Raw genomic sequence first — 19,878 nt, 5'->3', positions numbered from 1 at the left:
GTACGGCGTCGTCTCATGGTGCGGTCTCCCGGGGTCCGGAGGCGGGGGCGGGGGTCAGGACCGCGGCCGGGACCGGCGGCGCGGTCGGGGGCGCTCTTGTGCCTGGCGTCCCCGTCCCCGTCCCCGAACCGCTCCGGTCGGAACGGATATCGGGCCAGCGGGGGTTGCTCCCCCGTCAGCGCTGCGGCGATCAGGAGGCCCGTTGCCGGGGCCAGGCCTATTCCCGCGCCCTCGTGGCCGCATGCGTGGTGGAGGCCCGGGACGCGGGGGTCGGGGCCGATCGCCGGGAGGTGGTCGGGGAGGTACGGGCGGAAGCCGTGGTAGGCGCGCAGCACCCGTACGTCGGCGAGTACCGGGAAGAGCGCGGCGGCCTGGGAGGCGAGCCTGCGCAGGGCCTCGACGGACAGGGAGCGGTCGAAGCCCACCCGCTCCCGGGTGGCGCCGATGAGCACGGGCCCGGCAGGGGTGCCCTCGACTACGGCCGAGGACTGGAGCGCCGCCGAGCCGCTGGCCACGTCGGCGATGTAGTCGGCGGCGTACACCTTGTGCCGTACGACTCTGGGGAGCGGTTCGGTCACGAGCACGAACCCGCGCCGGGGCCGCACCGGCAGCTCCGTACCGGCCAGCGCCGCGACCGCCCCGCCCCACGTACCGGCGGCGTTGACCACGGCGGGGGCCGCGAGTTCACGGCGGGCCGTGCGGACTCCGCGTACCGCGCCCGAGGACGTACGCAGGATGGCGGTGACCTCCTCGCCGAGGTGGACGGACGCGCCGGAGGCGGCGAGCAGGCGGGCGGCCGCGCGGGCCGGTTGGATCTGGGCGTCCTGCGGGTAGTGGAAGCCGCCCGCGAGACCGTCCGCGAGGTGCGGTTCGAGCTCCCGCAGGGCGTCGCCCCCGATCTCGGCGGCCTCCACCCCGGCCGCCCGCTGCCCCTCGGCATAGGCGCGCAGGGCCTTCAGCGTGGCGGCGTCCGGGGCCACCACGAGGCCGCCCTTCGTCTCGTACTCCATGTCCGGCGGGAGCGTGGCGGCGAGTTCCCTCCAGAGGCGTACGGAGAGCAGCGCGAGGTCGAGTTCGGGTCCCGGCTCCTTGTCCGAGACGAGGAGGTTGCCCTCTCCGGCGCCGGTCGTACCGCCGGCGACGGGACCCCGGTCGACGACGGCGACGTCCAGTCCCGCGCGGCCGGCGAAGTATGCGCAGGCCGCTCCGACGACGCCCGCGCCGATGATCACGGCGTCCAGGCTCCTCAGTCTCTTGGACACAGCAGTAATATGTCACATTCTCTCGGAGCCCAACAGGGGGCCGGTGGATGTCAACTCCAGTGATGCAGGTCGGCGTTGGCGGCCTCGCTCCGACTCAGAGCCTGAGCAAGGCCGCCCCGTCGCGTCAGCCGCGCAGCGGGCCCTCGCAGTGGTAGCTCGACGTTCCCGCGCGTCCGCCGGTCCAGATGTCGACCGGGCCGAAGGAGCAGTTCATGTCGGCCAGGTTGTTCGAGGCCAGGCCCGCCCGGTCGAGGAGGAAGTAGTCGACCGTCTCGGACATGTCCTTGAAGACCTGGTCGGCGCTGCCCGCGTTCGCGAGGTTGGCCGTGATCCGGCCCGTGCAGGTGAAGCGGCGGCCGCCCGGCGCGCCGCTCTCCGCGCAGACGGGGGTGCTGGACGTCGCCGCGGCGAACGAGGCGGACACGTCGACGGCCCGGGAGTCCCGCAGCCGGTCGACGGGTGTGAACGTGGTCGCCGGTACGAACAGCTTCTCGACCTCGGCGATCCGCGCGTCCAGGAAGCGGCCGTAGTCGCGCTGCACCGTCACGTCCGCGCTGAGCCGCTCGCGCCAGGCGTCGTACGCGGCGACGTCGTTGCCGCGCAGGTGCTTGTACATCTCGCGCAGCGCGGCCGGCTTGTCGGTCCAGAGGTACTCGAAGAACGTGCCGGCGTACGCGTAGAAGCGGAAGCCGTCGCCGTCGTACGTGGCGTTCAGGATCTGACGCACGGTCATACGCGGCCCGCCGCCCGCCGTGTCGGCGATGACGCTGCGGACAAGGGACTTGCGGACGGCGATGCCGTTGTCGCGGGTGGCTCCGTCGAAGAACTCGGCCGTGCCCTCGTCCATCGCCGTCGTACGGTCGTCCTGGTACCAGGGGCCTTCACCGAAGAAGCCGGGCACGGCGTACCGGCCGTTGAGGTAGTGCGTGTACTCGTGCCGGAACAGCTCCTCGAGCGTCAGTGAGGAGTCCTGCGGGACGCGCCGCTCGTACGTGTAGAAGGTGGCGCCGCGCTCGATGTAGATACCGCCGTTGTTCGTGTCCATCCCGGTCAGGATCGGGTGGTACTTCTCGTAGTCCGCGCGCGAGGCGTACAGGACGATGTTCAGGCTGGTGTTGGGGTCGCCGGCCAGCGGCTCCAAGGTGCCGAGGACCCGGTGGAAGTGCGCCTTGACCTGCTTGCTCGCGTAGTAGAGCGTGTCGACGGTCGTGCGCGGCAGGCCGGTGCGGACCTTGATCGCGCCGCTGTCGTACGTGTACGTGTACGGGAAGATCCGGCGTTCGATGTCCGCCTTGCACACCCCGTACGGGGCGCAGGCCTCATAGACGTTGAGCCAGGAGACCAGCGAGGCCCACTGCGCGCTGCCGGTTCCGAAGGTGGTCTCGACCGGGCCGAGCAGGGCGCCGATGTCGGCGACGACGGCCGGGCGCAGGCCCTCGATCTGGCCGAAGCGGCCGTACTCGCCCAGGGCGTCGCGCGCGACCCAGCTGTTGTCGGTCCCCTTCAGGTGCCCGTAGCCCGAGAAGGCCTTGAAGGCGGCGCGGTACGCGGGGTCGGCGGCCGCCGCCTTGTGGAAGGCGGTGTCCTGGTTGCCGGGGTAGACGCCGAGGTAGTTGAGGGAGAGTCCGGCGAGTGCGGCGCCCGCCCAGGCCGGGTCGAGGTGGGTGGCCGGGTGGGCGGCGTCCATCGTCGCGAGCACCTTGCGGATCAGGGGAAGTTGGTGCTGGCGGAGCCCGGGGGCGCTCGCCGCGTACAGCGCCTCGCGGAGGGTGTCGGCGTTGGTGGCGGTGACGTCGAAGGTGCGCGGGGCCGTGCCGTAGGCGGCGACGGCCCGCCGCACGGCGTCGACGGTCGGGGCGTCGGTGGTGTCGATCTCGTCGCGCGAGAAGTCGTGGTACGCCACCGCGTGGAGGTAGGTGAACATCTCCTCCAGGTGGGAGGCGTTCTTCCCGTCGTGGCCGGGCGCGAGGGTGGTGGCACGGCGCGCGACGGCCTGGACGTGGGCGTCGGACATGACCGGCGTGAGCCGGGCGTCCCAGGTCCAGACGAGTCCGCGCAGACAGTCGTCGGCGGTCACGGCGGGATCGGCGAGGAAGTCGGCGAACCGCTCGGGGGTGAGGCCGGTGACGCCGTCGAGGGTGCAGGGCGCGGCGGCGGTCTGCCGCTGCGCAGGCGGGAGGCCTGTGGCGGACGCGGACGCGGACGCGGAGTCGGTCGAGGACTCGGGGGCGGCGCCGGGTATTCGGCCGGGGACGGCACCGCCCGGTGCGGGCGCCGGGGCCGCGACGGCCGGGGGCGCGGTCGCGAGCCGGTCGACCTCGTCGTAGGGGTGCGGCTGCGGGACCGTCGCGGGAGCGATCGGCGAACTGACGGGTTCGGCCGCCTGACTGACGGTCTGTCCGAGCGGTACGAGCAGGCCGACCGCGAGTGCGGAGGCGAGCAAAGTGCTGCGCACTGATCTGTGCTGGGACACCAGAACTCCTGTGAAGGGAGGGGGATGTGGGGGTGGTTCCCAGTCAACTCAGTTGTTTGTGGGCCGAGTTGACGTTCTTTCCAGCTGTGGTGCGAGCAGTACCATAGTAATGTGAAATTGCACTGGCAAGGGTCTGGCGGCATTCCGGCGCGGAAGCCGCCGGGAAACCACCGGAAAGCGACCGGGAAACCACCTGGTGACGGCCGCCCGGCACCCGGCCGGGCGGCCGTCACCGCCAGGACGTACGGGCTGTCACACCGGGGCCGGCAGGTCCATGAGCGCGAGTTCGGTCGGGTCGACCATGGCGGTGATCTCGGTGATGCGGCCGTCGGCGACGGTGAAGACGAGGAGGGAGAGCGGGGTGCCGTCCTCGTTCCAGGCGATGACACCGGGGCGGCCGTTGATGGTCGCCGCATGTCCTCGCGCCGCCGCGCCGGCCACGCGCGCGCGACTTGCGACCTCGGTGGCGCCGAGCGTGACGAACCGGCCGTTCGGCGTGTGGACGGTGAACTTCACTTCGGGGTGGAGAACCTCAAGCAGTTGCTCGAACCGGCCCTCGCCGGCCGCCGCCAGGAAAGCCTGGACCACCTCGCGGTGTTGCCGCCCGGTGCTCGCCGGCTGCTGGGCGGTCCGTACCTTCCTGCGGGCGCGGCTCGTGAGCATCTTGGTCGCGTCGGCGGACTTGCCGAGAATGGTGCCGACCTCCCCGTGGGGCACGGCGAACACGTCGTGCAGGACGAACGCCAGTCGTTCGTCCGGGCGCAGCGAGTCGAGGACCGTGAGGAGCGCCAGGCCGACGGAGTCCCCGAGCGCCACGAGGTCCTCCGGGGCGGGAGCGTCGTCGAGCGTCACGGTGACTTCGGCCGCCTCGTCACCGAAGAGGAGTTCCGGGCGCGTCCGGCCCGACCGGAGGACATCGAGGCTGATGCGGCCGACCACGGTGGTCAGCCAGCCGCCGAGGTTGTCGATGGTGTCGCTGTCCTGGCGGGAGAGACGCAGCCATGCCTCCTGGACCACGTCCTCCGCGTCGGCGTGTGATCCGAGGACGCGGTAGGCGACGCCTCGGAGCCGTTCGCGGTGGGTCTCGAAGGCGTCGGCGACCGGATCCGTGGGATGGGCGTCAGGCATGGTGTTACCTCTCTGGAAGCTGCTCCGTCATAGGGGTGACGGGCACCAGCCCCGGAACGTAACCCCGATCAAGGAGAGCACTCCCCATGGAGAACCGGCTCAAGAACAAGAACACGAACAACCCCGATCTGTGGACCGCGATCACCCACCTCCACAAGGCGATCGCCGCCGGGGGCGTCGACCCGAAGCTGCTCGTCCTCGTCCACCTGCGCGTCAGCCAGATCAACAGCTGCTCGGCGTGCGTCTACGCCTCCGTCACCGGCGGGAAGAAGGCCGGTGAGACCGACGAGCGGCTGCACAACGTGGCGGCGTGGCGCGAGGCGCCGTTCTACACCGGCGCGGAGCGCGCGGCCCTGGCGCTCGCCGAGGCCTCCACCCGGCTGCAGGACGGTGCGGAGGGCGTCACCGACGCGATCTGGGAGGAGGTCAACGCCCATTTCACCGAGGAGCAGATCGGCGCGATCAACCTGGAGATCGCGCTGACCAACTTCTTCAACCGGCTCAACCGCACCGTCAAGGAGCCGGCCGGCCGGACCTGGGGCTGAGCCAGCCGCGGCTCCGGCCGGCCAGACCTTGGGGGCAGCCCCGCGCGGCTCCGGCCGGTTCGTCAGACGCGGTCGGAGGCCGCCTCGGGCGCCGTGGTCTCGGGCGCCACGGACTCGGGAGCGGAGGTCTCGGGCGCCACGGGCTCGGGCGCCGATGCCGTGCCGGGCGCCGCGGCCTCGTGCGCCGGCCCCGCCTCGGGCGCCTGTGCCCCCTCGCGCGTCCGGGGCTCCGTGTTCGCCCGCGCCCGGTGCCTCGTGAGGCGGGCCGCCACGGGCTCCGTGAAGCGGGCCGTGAGCGGACCGATGACGACGAGGATCAGGACGTACGCCGTGGCGAAGGGGCCCAGTTGCGGCTGCACCCCGGCGGTGACGGCGAGCCCGGCGATGACGATGGAGAACTCGCCGCGCGCCACCAGGGCGCCACCGGCCCGCCACCGGCCCTTGGTCCCGATCCCGGCGCGGCGCGCGGCCCAGTACCCGGTGGCGATCTTCGTCAGCGCGGTGACGAAGGCCAGGGCGAGCGCCGGGAGGATCACCGGCGGGATGCTGGCGGGGTCGGTGTGCAGACCGAAGAAGACGAAGAAGACCGCGGCGAACAGGTCACGCAGCGGGCTGAGGAGCGCGTGGGCTCCGTCGGCGACCTCCCCGGACAGGGCGATGCCGACGAGGAACGCCCCGACGGCCGCGGAGACCTGGAGCTGCTGGGCGACGCCGGCGACGAGCAGGGTGAGGCCGAGGACGACGAGGAGCAGCTTCTCGGGGTCGTCGCTGGAGACGAAGCGGGAGATGAGGCGCCCGTAGCGGACGGCGACGAACAGCACGGCGCCGGCCACGCCGAGGGCGATGGCGAGCGTCGCGCTGCCGGCGGCGAGGCCGACACCGGCGAGGAGGGCCGTGATGATGGGCAGGTAGACGGCCATGGCGAGGTCTTCGAGGACCAGGATGCTGAGGATGACCGGAGTCTCGCGGTTGCCCAGGCGCCCGAGGTCGCCGAGGACCTTGGCGATGACGCCGGAGGACGAGATCCAGGTGACGCCGGCGAGGACGACGGCGGCGACCGGCCCCCAGCCGAGCAGCAGCGCGGCGGCGGCGCCGGGGAGGGCGTTGAGGGCGAAGTCGACGAGCCCCGCGGGGTATTGGGTCTTGAGGTTGGAGACGAGATCGCTCGCCGTGTACTCGAGGCCGAGCATGAGGAGCAGGAGTATCACCCCGATCTCGGCGCCGATGGCCACGAACTCCTCGCTGGCGCCGAGCGGCAGCAGACCGCCCTTGCCGAACGCGAGGCCCGCCAGGAGATAGAGGGGTATCGGGGAGAAGCGGAACCGGCCGGCGAAGCGGCCGAGCAGGCCGAGGCCGAGGATGATGGCGCCGAATTCGATCAGGAAGACCGCGGAGTGCACGCCGCCCTCACTCCCGGCCGAGTATCGCGGCGGCCGCGTCGACGCCCTCGCGGGTGCCGATGACGATGAGGGTGTCACCTCCGGCGAGCCGGAAGGCGGGCGTCGGGGACGGTACGGCGCCGGAGCGGCGCAGTACGGCGACGATGGAGGCGCCGGCCTCGGTACGCATCCGTGTCTCGCCGAGGAGCCGGCCGTTCCAGTACGAGTGGGCGGACAGCTCGACGCGTTCGGCGACGAGCCCCAGGTCGGTGGTGTGCAGGACGTTGGGGCTGTGGTGGGCGGGCATCAGCGCGTCGATCAGCGAGGCCGTCTCGGCCTCGGTGAGGTGCAGGGACTGCGCGCAGGCGTCGGGGTCGTCGGCCCGGTACACGTTCACGGTGCGGGTCCCGTCGCGGTGCGCGATGACCGACAGCTGGCGGTGCTCCCGGGTGGTGAGGTCGTACTGGACCCCGATGCCGGGCAGGGGTGTCGTTCTCATCCGCGGAGCAGGCACTGGCCCGTCCCCTCCTGTCGTACGTGAGTGGTCGTGACGCGGGCCATGGTGTCATCCGTCCGGAGCTCCGGAACATGGGTGTCGGCACGGATGGACAGGGCCCGGGAAAGTGGTCAGGATGGGCCGGGGTGAAGAGTCCCACCGCAGGTCAGAGGCACAAGGGACCGGCGCGTGGCGCAGATCGACGAAGACGGTGGCATCGAAGCAGGCGGCGTCATCGCAGCCGACGGTGGCATCGAGGAAGACGGCGGAGGGGCGAGGGCAGTGACGCTGTACTGGCGCATCTTCCTCCTCAACGCCTCCGTCCTCCTCGTCGCCGTCCTGCTCCTGTTCGGCCCCGTCACGGTCTCCACACCCGTACTCCTCGGTGAGGCAGTCGTGCTCGTGGCGGGCCTGGTCGCGATGCTCCTCGCCAACGCCTTCCTCCTGCGGGTCGGCCTCGCGCCGCTCCAGCGCCTCACCCGGGCGATGCGGACGGCGGACCTGTCGAAGCCCGGGCGGCGGTCGGCGGTGGCGGGGCGCGGCGAGATCGCCGACCTCACGCGGACGTTCGACACGATGCTGGGCCGGCTCGAAGCGGAACGGGCCGCCAGCAGCGCGCGTGCGCTCTCCGCGCAGGAGGCCGAGCGTCACCGCATCGCGCAGGAACTGCACGACGAGGTCGGGCAGACCCTCACGGCGGTACTCCTCCAGCTGAAGCACGCGGCGGACCACGCCCCCGCCGAGCTGCGGACGGAACTGCACCAGGCGCAGGAGACCACGCGGGCGGGCCTGGACGAGATCCGGCGCATCGCGCGGCGCCTGCGGCCGGGGGTCCTGGAGGAGCTGGGCCTGCACAGCGCGCTCAGGTCGCTCGCCTCCGAGTTCTCGACGCGGGGCCTGACGGTCAGGCCGCACATCGAGTCCGGGCTCCCGAAGCTCGACCACGAGACGGAACTGGTCCTCTACCGCGTGGCGCAGGAGGGGCTGACCAACACGGCCCGTCACGCGGGCGCGACCCGGGTCGGCCTGAGCCTGCGCCGCCTGCCCGGCGGCGGGGTGGGCCTCCTGGTCGAGGACGACGGCCGGGGAATCGGCGGGGCGCCCGACGGCGCGGGCCTCCGGGGGATGCGGGAGCGCGCCCTGCTGATCGGCGCGGAGCTGTCGGTCCGCGAGGGCGCGAGTGGCGGGACGGAAGTCCGGCTGGACACCACGAGCGACAGGGTGGCGTCATGAAGGACCCGAACTCCCCCACCCGCGTCCTGCTCGCGGACGACCACGCGCTGGTACGGGGAGGAATACGCCTCATCCTCGACGCGGAGCCGGACCTGACGGTCGTCGCGGAGGCCGCGGACGGGGCGGAGGCGGTCGCGCTCGCCTGCTCCGAGCGGATCGACCTGGCCGTCCTGGACATCTCCATGCCGCTGCGCACCGGCCTCCAGGCGGCCCGCGAACTGAGCCGCCTCCAGCCGGAGCTGCGGATCCTGATGCTCACGATGTACGACAACGAGCAGTACTTCTTCGAGGCGCTCAAGGCGGGAGCGAGCGGCTACGTGCCGAAGTCGGTGGCGGACCGCGACCTGGTCGAGGCGTGCCGGGCCGTTGTCCGCGACGAGCCGTTCATCTACCCGGGCGCCGAGACGGCCCTCATCCGCACCTACCTCGACCACGCGGAACAGGGCAGACCGCTCCCCGCCAAGGCCGTCACGGAACGTGAGGAGGAGATCCTCAAACTCGTGGCGGAGGGCCACAGTTCCAAGGAGATCGGCGACCTCCTCGTCATCAGCCCCAAGACGGTGGAACGCCACCGCGCCAATCTCCTCCAGAAACTCGGCATGCGCGACCGCCTGGAACTCACGCGGTACGCGATCCGGGTGGGCCTGGTCGAGCCGTAGGCACTCCGGGATCTCGTGATCGAGGAACTGATGCCCGCGACCCGGGCCGCCCGTTTCCAGCTGTTCCTGTCAGTTGTTCCTGACGGTGATGTCGCCGTTGCTGGTGCGCACCCCGAGCTCGTACGTGCCGGCCGGGTCGCTGGGCACGTCGATGGTCCGGTCGCCGTTGTCGGAGTCGACGGTCACCTTGTAGGCGGCCCGCGGCACGGTGAGGGTGACGTCGCCGTTGGAGGTCTGGGCGCGGACGTCGGCCGGGGTGTCCGGGGCCAGGTTGATCTTGCCGTTGGAGGTCCGCGCCTGGATCCGGTCGCCCTTGATGCCGGTGCCGTTGATCTGGCCGTTGGTGGTCCGCACCTGGACGGTGCCGGTGACCCCGGTCATCTCTACGCGGCCCGAGCTGGTCGTCACCTCGACCGAACCGACCTGGGCGAGGCGGATCGCTCCGCTGGAGACCTCGCCGCTGACCGGGATGCCGGCCGGCACGTCGACGGTGTAGCTGACCGAGCAGCGGTTGCCGCAGCCGCCGAGGACCAGTACACCGTTCTGGATCCGGTGGGTGGCTCCCTGGGGCCGCTCGCCCTGGAACTCGATCTTGCGGTGCAGCGCGAAGGCGCCGTCCTTGACCCCGTTGACCGTGACGCCGCCCGACCCGTTGTCGAGGCGGACCGAGGTGATCTTGCCGGAGAGGGTGCTGTCGTCCTCGTACGTCTTCCCCTGCACCATTCCGCAGGAGGCGAGCGACACGACGGCGGTGCCGGACACGGCGAAGATCCCGGCGCCACGGAGTAACTGACGCATGAAGGTCCCTCAGTTCTGGAGAGTGGCCCGAACGGGCACGGGGGAAGTCGGTCCGGGCCCCTGGTGGTCCCGCCGCTCTGCGAGGCTATGGCACGTGCGACGGAGCGGCCATGGGGCCAACCCCCGGCTCCGGGAGCGGGCTGCCCGTACCCCGGAGCGGTGACCACGGGCGGTGCCGGAGGCCGCCGCCGGGCCCGCCTGCCGCTCTCTGCCGAAGAGCCGAGGCGCCGGAAGGGGCAAGTCCACAAGATGTGCCCGTTCGGGGCGGAACAGGTCGTCCCTTCCCCATATCGCCAACCTACTTCTGAGTCACCTACGTGATCGGGTAGCGTCCGGAGCTGCTTAGTCCGCTTCGATGCCCCGTCCCGTCTAGAGGACCCATGTCTGCCAGTGAAGTCCCCTCCCGTCGTGCCCGTCGGGGGCGCCGACCCGCCGGCGCGGCCACCCTGTGGCCCGCCCGGCCCCGGCCGTCTCGAATACCGGGTGACGGAGCTCTGGTCCCTTGAGGTTCCGGATCAGACGCCCAGGCAGCACGCCCGTTCCCCCCTCCCCGGAGGACCAGGCCCCCGCACCGGTCGAGTACCCCCTTGAGCCGGAGGTCGCCGAGCCGCCCCTGTCGGCGTACGAGATCGAGCTCGTCCGCGCCTCCGCGACGGTGGTCGAGCCGATGGTCGCGGACATGACGGTCTACTTCTACGCGATCCTCTTCGCCCGCTACCCCCAGGTGCGGCCGTTGTTCCCGTCGGGGATGGACGCCCAGCGCGGACGCCTGCTGCGCGCGCTGCTGCGGATCGTCGACCTGGTCGACGACCCCGAGAACCTGGTCCGCTTCTGCGGACACCTCGGACGTGACCACCGTAAGTTCGGCGCGCTCCGGGACCACTTCCCCGCCGTGGGCGAATGCCTCCTCGCCTCCCTCGCCCGCTACGCCGGCCCCGCCTGGACCCAGGAGATGGCGGCCGCGTGGACCAAGGCGTACGGAGTGGTCGCCGACGTCATGATCGGCGCGGCCGAGCAGGACGCGCAGACGCGCCCCGCCGTCTGGCCCGCCACGATCGTGCACCGCGTCCCCTGCGGGCCGGGTATCGCCGCGGTCACCGTGCAGCCCCACATGCCCTACGAGCATGCCGCCGGCCAGTACGTCAGCGTCGAGACCCCCTGGTACCCCAAGCAGTGGCGCTCCTACTCCCCCGCCAACGCGCCCCGCGAGGACGGCACCCTCACCTTCCACGTACGAGCCGTGCCCGGTGGCACGGTCAGCAACGCGCTGGTGCACCACGCGGCCCCGGGCGACGTGGTCCGGCTGGGGGCGCCGATGGGCGACATGGTCCTCGACGTGGCCGTCCACAACGACCTGCTCTGTGTGGCGGGCGGCACCGGTCTCGCCCCCATCCGCGCGCTCATCGAGGAGGTCGCCCGGCGCGGCGGCCGGCACCAGGTGAACCTCTTCATCGGCGCCCGCACCGGCGCCGAGCTGTACGGGGTGGACGACATGCTGCGCATGGCCCAGCGGCATCACTGGCTGACGGTCAGGGGCGCGGTCTCCGACGAGTACATCCCCGGGATCCGGGGGTCCCTGCCGCAGGTCCTCGCCGAGTACGGGCCGTGGTACCAGCACGACGTCTTCCTCAGCGGTCCGGCCCCGATGGTCACGTCCGCCAGAGAGACGCTCACACACACCGGTACGTCGCCGGAGCGCATCCACCACGACCCGTTCGACACCTCGGCCCTGGCCGCCACCTGAGGCCCCTGCCGGCCCCGCCCCCCTCCCCCACCCTCCTTCCTTCCCTCCCTCCCTGCCAGGAGAAATCCCCGTGTCTTCGCACCCGACGCCCTTCGGTTCAGCAGGCGAACACCTTCTGCAGCAGCAGCTGGGCACCGCCGACCGCGCCCACCGGTTCTACGACCAGCAGGTGCGACCCTGCCTCACGCCCCACATGCGGGAGTTCATCGGCCGCCAGTCCATGGTGTTCCTCGCCACCTCCGACTCACGGGGAGAGTGCGATGCCAGCTTCCGGGCGGGCCCGCCGGGATTCGTCCACGTGATCGACGAACACACCCTGGCCTACCCGGAGTTCCGGGGGAACGGCGTACTCGCCAGCGCCGGCAACATGAGCGAGAACCCTCATCTCGGCATGCTCTTCGTGGACTTCACCCAGGACCGCATCGGCCTGCACGTCAACGGCGTGGCCCGCCTCTACACCGACACGACCCTGCGCTCGCTCCACCCCGAACTGCCCTCCGACGTCGCCCCGGGGCGCGGCCCCGAGCTGTGGGTGCACCTCAGCGTCGAGGAGGCGTACATCCACTGCTCCAAGTACATCCCCCACCTCACCCAGGCCTCCCACCCCGCCCCGCACGACCCCGCCCGCCCCAAGGACGCGCACTACTTCACCGGGCCCCGCCACGCCACCGATGCGGCCTTCCCACAGTGAGTTCACCTGAACGGCACAGGTGCGACGCAGCATCGTTCAGCACGCTTCCACTGAACCGACCCTGCTGATACAGCACTTCAGGAGATGAACGGCCGTCGGCGACCTGAGGTCCTCATGTGGGGACAGGTGACGCACGCACACCGGCACCGGTACGCAGGCACTGTCCCCGCGAGCGTCGGCGGCGCAGTGTCGTGGTGTTCTCACACGACACCGAACGGGGCGGCATCGATGCAGCGGATTCACTTCACGGGGACCGACCTTGCACGCGTCCGGTTGCGGAGCAGTCTCGGGTCGCTCCTGGAGGGGGTCTTCGCGACCCGACTGCTCGTACGACCGGCGCACGGCGACGTGTACGCGCGGTGGCGGATCGCGGTGCGGAACTCGATACGGGGCAGCAGCCGGGCCGCGCTGCCCGTGGCCCCCGCGCCCGGGTTCGAGACGCCGCTGCTGAGACTCCTCGAAGCGGCGGGCCGGGACCGGGGGGTGCCGGCGCAGCGGACGGAGGCCGACCGGCTGGCCCTCGACGTGTGGCGCGCGGGGGTCCTCCCGTACGCGGAACGCATGCTCGAGCGCCTGGAAGCCGTGTGCCACGCGCACTGCCGGGAGGCGGCCGCGGGCGGAGTAGAAGGGCTCCTGTCGACGCTGCACCCACGGATCTCCTGGCGGGGCCCGGTCCTGGAGGTGGCGGGCGGGCCCGACAGGGACGTCCACCTGGACGGCCGGGGGCTCGTCCTCAAGCCCTCCGTGTTCCTGCCGGGCGAGGCGGGCCGGGTCCTGGTGCGGGAGCGGGAGAGCGGCCAGACCGTACTCGTCTTCGCGGCCGATCCGGAGCTGACGGGGGGCTGGAACGAGGTCGTGCCCGCGGCCGGCACGGACGACGGTGACGAGGACGGCGAGGTCCGGGCGCTCAGCGCGCTCGTGGGGCAGACCCGGGCGGCGGCGCTGCGGGTGCTCACCGACACGTCGACGAACTCGGAACTCGCGGCCCGGCTCGGGGTCTCGCCCGGGGTGGCGAGCCGCCACGCCGCCGTCCTGCGCGAGACCGGTCTGATCACCACCCGCAGGGTGGGCAGCAGCGCCCTGCACACCGTGACCCCGCTGGGCATGGCCCTGCTCGGCGGGCAGCCGCTCAACGTGCTGTCCTTCACCGCCGCCCGTGACGCGCGGGGCGGCGCGGGCGCCGGGAGCGGCGGCCCCCGGGCGTCCAGATCGGGAGGCGGGCGCGGGGGCGCGGGGGTGGGTGCGGGCCGGGGCATGGCCGTGCCGCGCGCGTTCCGTACGGCCTGAGTCCGCTCCGTCCGGCGGCCTCGCTCACCGTCCGGGCGTGACAGCTTCACATGTGGGCAGTGACCGCAGCACTGTCCTGCGCCGTACCGCATTTTGCAGAATCTTGGCGGGCGCCACACCCACACCACACCAAGGTTCAGCACAGCGCCTCAGCACGGTGCACCTCAGCGCCGATCGCGATCTGACGATTCGACGATTCGACCAAGGAGATTCCTTTCCGATGAGCGACATCCGCACGAACCGCCCCCTCGCCGGCGACTCCTCCCTCGGTTCGGCCTCCGGCGCCGGTGCCGCCGGTCTGGTGATCGAGGACATCGACACCGTGGCGCCGCAGTCCGTGGCTCTGTTCACCATCTGCGTCATGGCCGCCCAGTCCGCCCCCGTCCAGACGTCGGGTCCACGGCTCAGCGCATGACCGTCATACGGGGGAACGAACTGCCGTTGGGCGCTGCCGACGCGGACCGGGTGGGCTTCAAGAGCCATCTGCGTCCCGAGACGGTGCCCGGGCAGGCGGTGTATCTGGTGTCCCAGCGGGGGCTGACGGCGCTGCGCGGGGAGCACGCCGAGGTACTGGCGCCGCTGCTCGACGGCACGAGGAGCACGGCGGCCGTTCTGCGGGAGGCCTCGCGGGTCCTCTCCGCCGACGAGGTCCTCGGCTCGCTGCGCGCGCTGGAATCGGCGGGGCTGCTCCGGGTGCGCCCCGCCGTTGCGGGACCGGCGGCCGATTCGCCCGGTGGGCGGGGGCCGGACGGAGAGCCGCCCGTCGGCCGGGTCTCGGTCGTCGGGCCGATCGGCGGGTCCACGGGTTCAGCGCTCGGTGGCTCCGGGGGCTCGCGTCACGGTGCCGCCGAGCGGGCCGGGCACGACGGGGCCGGTGCCACCGAGCGGGCCGGGCGCGACGGGGCCTGTGCCGCCGCCGAGGCGTTCTGGGATCTGCTGGGGCTCGACGGCGGGCGCGTGCCGGACGCACTCGCCCGGGCGCGGGTGCGGGTCGTGACCCTGACGGACACGGAGCCCACCGAGTTCGCCCAGGCGCTGCGCGGTGCCGGGCTCAGTCCGGTGACGGACACGTCCTCCCCGGCGGAGCTGTCGGTCGTCCTCTGCGACGACTTCCTGGCCCCCGGGCTCGCCGAGGTGGACGGCGCGCACCGGCGGGCGGGCACGGCCTGGCTTCCGGTGCGGCTCGGCTGGTCGGATCCCTGGATCGGGCCGGTGTTCCAGCCCGGGGACGGGCCCTGCTGGCACTGCCTCGCCTCCCGGCTGCGCGGTCACCGGCTCTCGGAGGGGTTGCTCCAGCACTCGCTGGGGCAGCCCGGCCCGGTGCCGCTGCCTCCGGCGACGCTGCCCGTGGTCCGCGCGCTCGCCCTGCACCTCGCGGCCCTGGAGGCCGCCAAGTGGCTGGGCGGGCTGCGGAGTCCGGAGCAGTCGTCCGTACGCACGCTCGACACCGCGCGGCTGACGACGACCGTCCATCCGGTCGCCCGTATCCCGCAGTGCCGGTCGTGCGGTGATCCGGGGCTGGTGGCGCGGCGGGTCCGTGCCCCGTTCACACCGGGGTCGCAGCCGAAGGTGTCCGGCGCCGGCAACGGGCACCGGGCACTGACGCCGGAGCAGATGCTGGAGCGGTACGGGCACCTGGTCGATCCGGTGACGGGGGTCGTCAAGGAGATCCGTCGCGCCCCGGGCAGTCCGGCCTTCCTCCAGACTTTCCTCTCGGGTCACAACCTGGCGATGCCGGGCCGCTCGCTCGCGGGGCTGCGGGCCGGGCTGCGCAGTCTGAGCGGCGGGAAGGGGCTGACCGAGACCGAGGCCCGGGTCAGTGCCCTGTGCGAGGCGGTGGAGCGGCACAGTGGCACCCGGCACGGCGACGAGCCGGTGGTCCGTGACTCGCTGCGGGGTCTGGGTCCGGTGGCGATCCATCCCAACGACTGCCAGCTCTACGACGAGGGGCAGTTCAGGGACCGCGCCCGGTGGAACGCGCGCCGGTCGCGCTTCCAGTTCGTGCCCGAACCGTTCGACCCGGCACGCCCCACCGAGTGGACCCCGGTCTGGTCGCTCACCGGGCGGACGCAGCGGCTGCTGCCGACGTCGATGCTGTACTTCGGTCCCGAGGCGGGTCCCGACGGACTGTGGGCGGACTCGAACGGCAACGCGGCGGGCAGCACACGTGAGGACGCGCTGGTCCAGGGCTTCCTGGAGCTGGTGGAGCGGGACGCGGTCGCCCTGTGGTGGTACAACCGGACCCGGCAGCCGGGCGTGGACCTTTCCGCTTTCCCCGGGGAATACGTGCCGGGATTGCTGGCGGGTTACCGGGCGCTCAAGCGCTCGGTGTGGGTGCTCGACCTCACCTCGGATTTCGGCATTCCGGTGATGGCCGCTCTGTCCCGCCGTACGGACAAGCCCGCCGAAGACGTGATTTTCGGATTCGGTGCCCACTTCGATCCGCAGGTGGCCCTGCGGCGCGCTCTCACCGAAATGGGACAACTCCTCCCGGCCGTAAGTGGGGTTACTCGAGAAAACTCGGGATACCGCGTCGATGATCCCGAGGCACTCGACTGGTGGCGTACCGCGACGGCGGCGAACCGGCCTTATCTCACGCCCGATCCGGTGGTGCGGCCGCGCCGGCCCGAGGACTGGACGTACGTCCCGACCAGGGATCTCCTCGACGACGTGCACCTCATCACGGAGTTGACCCGGGAGCGCGGCATGGAACTCCTGGTCCTCGACCAGACAAGAGCGGATCTCGATATTCCGGTGGTGAAGGTCATCGTTCCCGGGATGCGGCAATTCTGGGCCCGGTTCGCTCCGGGGCGGCTGTTCGACGTACCGGTCACACTCGGGCGCCGGAGATCTCCGCTGTCCCGGGAAGAACTCAACCCGGTACCGCTCTTCGTGTAGGAGTCCGTCTCACGTGGCTCGGAAGCGGTGTCCGTGAAGGGGCCGGCCGGCATACCGGTCGACCCCTCCCGGTGGGCTGTGTCGGCCTCTGATGGTCCCTGATCGCATGTGGGGATTTCAACCGGCCTCGCAGCGGCGGAGGTTGGCCGCGTCGACGATCGCCGCCACCCAGGCGGCCTCGCATCCGGGACCGAGGGTCGCCAGGGCCGTCCGGTCGAGCGCGGCCCAGAGTCCGGAGTTCGACCAGACCGTGAAACGGCGGTGCGCGGTGGCGGACGACACGCCGAAGCCCTCCGGCAGCAGCCGCCAGGGACAGCCGCTGGCCAGGACGTACACCACGGCGGTGAAGACCGCCCGCTCGGACAGCGGCGCCGTGCCGCCGCCCTGGGGGCGCAGGGAGAACCGGGGCAGCAGGGGAGCCGTCATCTCCCACAGGGGGTCCGGCACCAGCCGGCAGGACAGTTCGGCGCGCACGGAGGCATCATGCCGTACTCGCCGGTACCACATGAGACAACCCCTAACTCTCCTTGCTCCGGCCATAATTCACCCACGAGGCTTATGATCGAACATGAGTGTGCACAGGGGTGCGAACAGAAGAGGCCGCGAGGACAATGCCAGTTCCCGATGAGCTCAGCCATGACGACGTCACCGGTCGACGGGACCGCGAGGAGAGACCGGAGGGGGCGGCGGCCCAGCACATCCCGATCGCTCCGAGATTCGCGACGGTCATCCTGACCTCGGCGCTGCTGAGCTACCTCGGCATCACGGCCCTCAACATCGCCGGCACCGGGCTCGGGCCGTTACCCATGGCGATCTGCCTGCTGTGCCTGGGCGCCATCTTCGCGCTCCAGTTGCAGCACTCCCGCCCGGGGGCCGACCAGGTGTCCCCGCTCCGCAAGCGGGTGACACTGAGCGCCCAGGCCGTCCTCACCTACTTTCCGGTCATGGCCTTCGAGTCCCAGTGGGGCGCCATGGCGGGCTTCCTCGCCGGCTCCCTCCTGCTGCTCCTGTCCCCGCGGTTCGCCTGGCCCATGTACGGGGCCGTCGGCCTCAGCATGCTGGCACCGCCCGCGATCGACGGGCGGCCGCTGATCGACAGCATCTATCTCTTCCAGTCGACCCTGCTCACCGGCCTCGTGGTCTACGGGCTCTCCCGACTCGCGTCACTGGTCCGCCAGTTGCACGAGACGAAGAACGAGCTGGCACGGATGGCCGTGACGAAGGAACGGCTGCGGATCTCGCGCAACCTCCATGACCTCCTGGGCTACAGCCTCTCCGCCATCACGCTGAAGAGCGAGCTCATCCACCGGCTCGTCCTCACCCAGCCGCAGCGCGCCAAAGCGGAGGTCGAGGACGTCCTGGCACTCTCCCGCCAGTCCCTCGCCGATGTACGGCGCGTCTCGCGCGGACTGCGCGAGATGTCACTGCAGAGCGAACTCGCCTCGGTCACCGAACTGTTGGAGGCGACCGACGTGAAGGTGACCACGGAGGTCCGCCTCGACGAACTGGGCCCGGAGGTCAACACGGTCCTGGCCGCCGTGCTCCGCGAGGGGATCACCAACATGCTGCGCCACTCCCGTGCCACCGTCTGCTCCATCGAGGCGGTGCAGGACGCGGGACGGGTGCGGCTGGTCGTCACCAACGACGGAGTGGCCCCGGTCTACCGCGACACCTCGCACGACAGCGGTGCGGGACTGCAGAACCTGGCGATGCGGCTGCGCTCCGTCTCCGGCCGGCTCACCGTCGCCCATGGGTCCGAAGGAACCTTTCAGCTCACCGCTGAGGCCCCCGTCGACTTCGTCCCGGCTCCCCGTGAGTCACGCGAGGGCACCGGCCGCCGCCCCCTGGCCGAGGAGTCGTCCCCGCTGCCGTGTACCGGCCCGGCCGCCTGAATCGTCGCCCACCGCCCCTCAGCGGAGACCCTCCGCGCCGTCACCACGGGCCCACAAGGCCCAGAGGAGTTACCGCCATGGACATCCGCATTCTGCTGGCCGAGGACATGCACATGGTGCGCGGCGCGCTCGTGGCGCTGCTGAGCCTCCAGGAGGACCTCACCGTCGTGTGCGAGCTCGCGCGCGGTGACGAGATCGTCCAGGCCGCGCTCGAACACCGCCCCGACGTCGCCGTGATCGACATCGACCTGCCCGGCCTCGACGGCCTCAGCGCGGCCGCGCGGCTGCGGGAACGGATGCCGGAGTGCCGCATCCTGATCCTCACCAACCTCGGGCGCCCCGGCACACTGCGCCGCGCGCTGATGGCGCAGGTGTCGGGCTATCTCCTCAAGGACGCGCCGCCGGGTGAACTGGCCAGTGCGATAAGGCGGGTGGCGGCGGGCCAGCGGGTGATCGACCCGCAGCTGGCCCTCGACACCTGGAACAGCGAGGAGACCCCGCTCACCGAACGGGAGACGGAGGTACTCCAGTTGGCCGCCGAGGGGCGCGACCCCGCCGAGATCGCCAAGGTGCTGCGACTCTCCCTGGGGACCGTACGGAACTACCTGACGACCATCGTCTCCAAGCTCAACGCGCGCAACCGCGTGGACGCGATCCGCGCGGCGCGGGAGGCGGGCTGGCTGGTCTAGGGCCTGTCCGGGGGTGGTGGCGCGGGCGGTCCCGGCGGGTCCACCGGGACCGCCATGCCCGCTGCCAGCAGGTACCCGATGACCCCGCGGGTGATGCCCGGCGCCAGCGGCAGCGCGGCCACCGCGTCCTCCGGCCGGCAGGGCAGGGTCAGCATGCCCACGACCCACACCGCCTCCGGGCGGTGCACCACCACCCGGTAGGGACTGTCCCGCACCTCCATCGCCAGGCCGTCGGAGCGCAGCACCAGAGAGGTGCCGACGACCAGCCGCAACCGCAGGCCCGCGGGCACCGTGCCGAGCCGGAACGCGGCGTCCCTGTGGAGCGGGTGCACCGAGAGAAGCGGGCCAAGGAGGTCGTCCATGGCGATGGTGCGCACGACCAGGTGCGCGAGCTCCCGCAGGACGGGGAGCAGGACCAGATGGCCGGGGGCGCCGGAGTCGGATGTCCGACCCACGTTGGTCAGCCGCACCGGCCCCAGCTGCATACGGCGCAGGGCCTCGCGTACGAGACCGTCGGTCTTGAGCCGCTGGGCACCCCATCGTCCGCTGAGGACGGTCACGGAGTCGTTGTCTCCCCCGAGGAGAACCACGTCCTCGTCCAACGACCAGAGGTGCACCACCTGATGCTCATCCGTGTCGCTCAATGAGACCTTCCCGGTCCAGACGGATGCCTCCTGCAAGTATCGGCGGACCGGCGCCGGCGG

General features: G+C 71.8%; 17 protein-coding genes and 1 pseudogene. 10 read left to right on the top strand and 8 right to left on the bottom strand.

Annotated elements, in window-relative coordinates; genetic code table 11:
* Positions 1 to 125: 125 nt before the first annotated feature.
* From ACIRB7_RS22355 to ACIRB7_RS22345, 3 genes and pseudogenes are all read right to left on the bottom strand, one after another.
* Positions 126 to 1,241: pseudogene (locus ACIRB7_RS22355) on the bottom strand (NAD(P)/FAD-dependent oxidoreductase); the annotation flags it as partial.
* 145 nt (positions 1,242 to 1,386) lie between these two features.
* Complete coding sequence (locus tag ACIRB7_RS22350; RefSeq protein ID WP_403601363.1) at positions 1,387 to 3,717, bottom strand: collagenase; 2,331 nt, start codon at positions 3,715 to 3,717, stop codon at positions 1,387 to 1,389.
* Positions 3,718 to 3,987: 270 nt separating this feature from the next.
* Entirely contained in the window at positions 3,988 to 4,863 is an 876-nt protein-coding gene (locus ACIRB7_RS22345) for a sigma-70 family RNA polymerase sigma factor (RefSeq protein ID WP_403601360.1), read from the bottom strand.
* Between the two features lie 86 nt (positions 4,864 to 4,949).
* Here ACIRB7_RS22345 and ACIRB7_RS22340 point away from each other — a divergent pair, with 86 nt between their 5' ends.
* Complete coding sequence (locus ACIRB7_RS22340) at positions 4,950 to 5,408, top strand: carboxymuconolactone decarboxylase family protein (protein WP_403601358.1); 459 nt, start codon at positions 4,950 to 4,952, stop codon at positions 5,406 to 5,408.
* Positions 5,409 to 5,470: 62 nt separating this feature from the next.
* On the opposite strand, the gene ACIRB7_RS22335 is transcribed toward ACIRB7_RS22340, so the two are convergent.
* Both ACIRB7_RS22335 and ACIRB7_RS22330 read right to left on the bottom strand, forming a co-directional pair.
* Entirely contained in the window at positions 5,471 to 6,808 is a 1,338-nt protein-coding gene (locus ACIRB7_RS22335) for a cation:proton antiporter (protein ID WP_403601355.1), read from the bottom strand.
* A gap of 7 nt (positions 6,809 to 6,815) precedes the next feature.
* Complete coding sequence (locus ACIRB7_RS22330) at positions 6,816 to 7,286, bottom strand: cation:proton antiporter regulatory subunit (RefSeq protein ID WP_403601352.1); 471 nt, start codon at positions 7,284 to 7,286, stop codon at positions 6,816 to 6,818.
* 279 nt (positions 7,287 to 7,565) lie between these two features.
* On the opposite strand from ACIRB7_RS22330, the gene ACIRB7_RS22325 reads away from it, so the two are divergent.
* The gene (locus ACIRB7_RS22325; RefSeq protein WP_403601828.1) at positions 7,566 to 8,516 is read left to right on the top strand and encodes a histidine kinase; all 951 of its coding nucleotides are present in this window, start codon (positions 7,566 to 7,568) and stop codon (positions 8,514 to 8,516) included.
* Entirely contained in the window at positions 8,513 to 9,175 is a 663-nt protein-coding gene (locus ACIRB7_RS22320) for a response regulator (RefSeq protein ID WP_403601350.1), read from the top strand. Before ACIRB7_RS22325 ends, ACIRB7_RS22320 begins: the two co-directional genes overlap by 4 nt.
* A 69-nt stretch (positions 9,176 to 9,244) precedes the next feature.
* Here the strand turns inward: ACIRB7_RS22320 and ACIRB7_RS22315 are convergent, their stop codons facing one another.
* The gene (locus ACIRB7_RS22315; protein ID WP_403601348.1) at positions 9,245 to 9,973 is read right to left on the bottom strand and encodes a DUF4097 family beta strand repeat-containing protein; all 729 of its coding nucleotides are present in this window, start codon (positions 9,971 to 9,973) and stop codon (positions 9,245 to 9,247) included.
* Positions 9,974 to 10,475: 502 nt separating this feature from the next.
* On the opposite strand from ACIRB7_RS22315, the gene ACIRB7_RS22310 reads away from it, so the two are divergent.
* The 5 genes from ACIRB7_RS22310 (at position 10,476) to ACIRB7_RS22290 (ending at position 16,593) form a co-directional block, all read left to right on the top strand.
* Positions 10,476 to 11,717 (top strand): globin domain-containing protein, encoded by a 1,242-nt coding sequence (locus ACIRB7_RS22310; protein ID WP_403601345.1) that lies wholly within the window; start codon positions 10,476 to 10,478, stop codon positions 11,715 to 11,717.
* Between the two features lie 70 nt (positions 11,718 to 11,787).
* On the top strand, positions 11,788 to 12,408 hold the full coding sequence (locus tag ACIRB7_RS22305; protein WP_403601343.1) for a pyridoxamine 5'-phosphate oxidase family protein: 621 nt from the start codon (positions 11,788 to 11,790) through the stop codon (positions 12,406 to 12,408).
* 228 nt (positions 12,409 to 12,636) lie between these two features.
* Positions 12,637 to 13,695: an ArsR/SmtB family transcription factor gene (locus ACIRB7_RS22300; RefSeq protein WP_403601340.1), complete on the top strand. Its 1,059-nt coding sequence runs from the start codon at positions 12,637 to 12,639 to the stop codon at positions 13,693 to 13,695.
* 220 nt (positions 13,696 to 13,915) lie between these two features.
* Complete coding sequence (locus ACIRB7_RS22295) at positions 13,916 to 14,110, top strand: hypothetical protein (protein ID WP_403601337.1); 195 nt, start codon at positions 13,916 to 13,918, stop codon at positions 14,108 to 14,110.
* Positions 14,107 to 16,593 carry a TOMM precursor leader peptide-binding protein gene (locus ACIRB7_RS22290; RefSeq protein WP_403601334.1) on the top strand — a complete coding sequence of 829 codons (2,487 nt, stop codon included), beginning with the start codon at positions 14,107 to 14,109 and terminating at the stop codon, positions 16,591 to 16,593. The genes ACIRB7_RS22295 and ACIRB7_RS22290 overlap by 4 nt, the downstream gene beginning before the upstream one ends.
* Before the next feature lie 117 nt (positions 16,594 to 16,710).
* Here ACIRB7_RS22290 and ACIRB7_RS22285 read toward each other — a convergent pair whose 3' ends face one another.
* Positions 16,711 to 17,067 carry a transposase gene (locus ACIRB7_RS22285; RefSeq protein ID WP_403601332.1) on the bottom strand — a complete coding sequence of 119 codons (357 nt, stop codon included), beginning with the start codon at positions 17,065 to 17,067 and terminating at the stop codon, positions 16,711 to 16,713.
* Positions 17,068 to 17,204: 137 nt separating this feature from the next.
* Here ACIRB7_RS22285 and ACIRB7_RS22280 point away from each other — a divergent pair, with 137 nt between their 5' ends.
* Together ACIRB7_RS22280 and ACIRB7_RS22275 are read left to right on the top strand one after the other, a co-directional pair.
* Entirely contained in the window at positions 17,205 to 18,485 is a 1,281-nt protein-coding gene (locus ACIRB7_RS22280; protein ID WP_403601329.1) for a sensor histidine kinase, read from the top strand.
* Between the two features lie 77 nt (positions 18,486 to 18,562).
* The gene (locus ACIRB7_RS22275) at positions 18,563 to 19,174 is read left to right on the top strand and encodes a response regulator transcription factor (protein WP_403601326.1); all 612 of its coding nucleotides are present in this window, start codon (positions 18,563 to 18,565) and stop codon (positions 19,172 to 19,174) included.
* Here the strand turns inward: ACIRB7_RS22275 and ACIRB7_RS22270 are convergent.
* Positions 19,171 to 19,818, bottom strand: coding sequence for an NADH oxidase (locus tag ACIRB7_RS22270; protein WP_403601323.1), 648 nt, complete (start codon positions 19,816 to 19,818; stop codon positions 19,171 to 19,173). The genes ACIRB7_RS22275 and ACIRB7_RS22270 overlap by 4 nt on opposite strands.
* Positions 19,819 to 19,878 lie beyond the last annotated feature (60 nt).

It is taken from the genome of Streptomyces sp. NPDC093795, from assembly GCF_044764665.1.
Classification (GTDB): domain Bacteria; phylum Actinomycetota; class Actinomycetes; order Streptomycetales; family Streptomycetaceae; genus Streptomyces.
The sequence above is the reverse complement of the archived record's forward strand: the minus strand, read 5'-3'. Positions and strand labels throughout refer to the sequence as shown.